Annotated in this window: 2 protein-coding genes; both read left to right on the top strand. The window is 69.3% G+C overall.

The window, feature by feature from the left end; all coding sequences use genetic code 11:
- Positions 1 to 1,135 (top strand): polysaccharide export protein (locus ACESL5_RS09650; RefSeq protein ID WP_372592566.1); only part of this gene is annotated, 1,135 nt, incomplete at its 5' end.
- A gap of 99 nt (positions 1,136 to 1,234) precedes the next feature.
- On the top strand, positions 1,235 to 3,114 hold a 1,880-nt coding region (locus ACESL5_RS09645), incomplete at its 3' end, for a GNVR domain-containing protein (RefSeq protein WP_372592565.1).

Raw genomic sequence — 3,114 nt, 5'->3', positions numbered from 1 at the left:
AAAAGCTATGGTAGTTCGCAAACCCCTCGCGCTCGGTGCCCTCGTCGCCGGGATTCTCGCCACCGGCGGCTGCAGCACGCTCGCCCCGGGCGTCTACGTCGGTGACGAGAACATGCAGTACGCGGAAGACAGCCAGGCCGCGGCGACCGACATCGTCGTCAAGGTCCACCGCATCACGCCCGACCTGATCGCGCGGATGCAGCAGGCCGAGATCGAGCGCCAACGCGACGCGCTCACCCGCGTGGCCACCGACCGCTCGGTCGACGGCTACCGCTACCACGTCGGTCCGCTGGACATCCTCTCGTTCACGGTGTTCGACCACCCCGAGCTGACCATCCCCGCCGGCGAGTTCCGCTCCGCCGAGGCCACCGGCCACCGCGTGGACGAGGAAGGCTTCATCTTCTTCCCCTACATCGGCAAGGTGGAGGTCGCCGGCCTGACCACCGAGCAGATCCGCGGGATCGTCGCCGACCGTCTCAGCCGCTACATCCAGAACCCGCAGGTCGACGTGCGCGTCGCCGCCTACCGCAGCAAGCGGGTGAATGTCACGGGTGAAGTCCAGCAGCCCGGCACCCTGCCGATCACCGACGTGCCCATGACCATCCTCGAGGCGCTCAACGAGGCCGGCGGCTACAACGCCGAGAGCGCGGACCTGAGCAGCGTGCGCCTCACGCGCGACGGCAAGACCGCCCGGCTGGACCTCTACGACCTGCTCGAGGACGGTGACACCGAGCACAACATCCTGCTCCAGGCCGGTGACACGCTCCACGTGCCCGACAGCGAAGACAACCGCGTGTTCGTCTTCGGCGAGGTGCGCGAGCAGGGCGTGCGCTACATGAACAAGGGCGAGATGACTCTCGCCGACGCGCTCGGCCAGTCCCGGGGCCCCGACCAGCTCGCCGCGGACGCCAGCCGTATCTACGTGCTGCGCGGTCTCGACGAGACCCGCGAGCCGGACGTCTACCAGCTCGACGCCAACCGCTCCGAGCAACTCGTCATGGCCACGCGCTTCGCGCTTCGGCCGATGGACGTGGTCTACGTCTCCACCAGCGACATCACCCGCTGGAACCGCGTGATCAGCCAGCTGCTGCCGTCCGTCCAGGGCGTGCGCAGCGTGGATAGCCTCGGCAACTGATCCCGATCCGGCCGCGGACTGCCTGAAGTGGCAGCGCGGCCATCGCACGAACCAGATGTGCCCGGTAACGAGACCGGGCAGGGAAGACCGGAAGATCGCATGAACGCCAACCAGACAGACACGCAGCCAGGCACGGACCCGCGCGGAGCGCTCACGCGTCCCGTCCGGGACTCGGTGGAGCTCGACCTCGCCGAGCTGTTCGGCTACCTGTGGGGCGGCAAGTGGCTGATTCTCGCCGTCACCGTTCTGGTCACGCTGGCCGCCGGGTTCTACGCCTATACCACCACGCCGGTCTACCAGACCGACGTGCTCTTGCAGGTGGAGAAGGAATCCTCCTCCATGCCGGGGCTCGACGAGATTTCCGAGTCGTTGTCCACCGATGTCTCCGGCTCGGCGGAGATCGAGATCCTGCGCTCGCGCAACATCCTCGGCAAGGCGGTCGACGACCTGAACCTCACCGTCCAGGCGCGCCCGCTGCACTTCCCGGTGATCGGCGAAGCCCTGGCTCGGCGCTACGGAGGGGGCGATCCGGCCGAGCCGCCGGCCTTCGCCCGGTGGTTCGACGGCGAGCGCTACGCCTGGGGCGGCGAGCGGATCGAGGTCGACCGCTTCGAGACCGACGGCGTGCCCGGCGGGCCGTGGCGGCTCGAGGCCATGGGGGAGGGCGGTTACCGGCTTCTCGCCAATGGCGAGACGGTGCTCGAGGGGCGGGCCGGCAAACCGGCCTCCGCCGAGTTCCGCGGCGGCACGGTCGCGTTGTTCATCAGCGAGCTCGAGGCCCGGCCGGGCACGCGCTTTGCGTTGCACGCCACCTCGCGGCAACGGGCGGTCCAGCGCCTGCGCGGCGCGCTCCAGGTCACGGAAGCGGGCCGGGATACCGGCATGCTGCGCATGCGCATGGAAGGCACGGACCCGGACGCCATCCGCCAGGCCGCGGATGCGGTGGCGAACCATTACCTGCGGCAGAACGTCGAGCGAAAGTCGCAGGAAGCCGAGAACATGCTGGCTTTCATCCAGCGCCAGCTCCCCGAGCAACGCCGGCAGCTGGAGACCGCCGAGGCCCGCCTGAACGACTACCGCCGCGAGACCGGCTCGGTCGACCTTTCCCTGGAAGCCCAGCAGGCCGTCAGCAAGATGTCCGAGCTGGAGGCACGTATCTCCGAGCTGGAGATGAAGCGCGAGGAGCTCAGGGAGAAGTACACCCCCGAGCACCCGGCCATGCAGAGCCTGCAGCGCCAGATGGCCGGCCTGATCCGCGAGCGGCAGGACATGGAGGCGCAACTGAGCCACCTGCCGGAGACCGAGCAGCAGGCCGTGCGCCTGACGCGCGACGTCAAGGTGGCCAACGAGCTCTACCTGACCATGCTCAACAACGCCCAGGAGTTCAAGGTCGCCAAGGCGGGGACCGTGGGCAACGTGCGCATCATCGACCCGGCCCTGGACCCCGAGGCCCCGTTCAAGCCGCGCCGTAGCCTGATCCTCGCCGCGGGCGTCGTGCTGGGGCTTCTGCTGGGCATCGGCCTGGTCCTGCTGCGCCGGATGCTCGACCGCGGCATGGTCGACCCCGAGGAAATCGAGCGCCAGACCGGCTACCCGGTCTACGCCAGCGTGCTGTATTCCGCCGTGCAGGGGCGCCTCGCCCGGATGGTGGGGCGCGGCAAGGGCGGCCAGGCGCAGCTGCTCGCGCACCGCGAGCCCAAGGATCTGGCCATCGAGTCCCTGCGCTCGCTGCGCACCAGCCTGCAGTTCGCCCTGATGCAGGCGGAGAACAACATCATCGCCGTCAGCGGCCCGGCGCCGGAAGTGGGCAAGTCCTTCGTCTCGGCCAACTTCGCCGCGGTGCTGGCCGATGCCGGCAAGCGGGTGCTGCTGATCGACGCCGACATGCGCAAGGGCCACCTGCACCAGTACTTCGGCGTGGCCCGCCGGGGCGGGCTGTCCGAGGTGATCAGCGGCGATCTCGAGCCGGGCAAGGCCCT

Source organism: Guyparkeria sp. (assembly GCF_041687595.1).
Classification (GTDB): domain Bacteria; phylum Pseudomonadota; class Gammaproteobacteria; order Halothiobacillales; family Halothiobacillaceae; genus Guyparkeria.
This window is presented reverse-complemented; position numbering and strand designations above follow the sequence as displayed.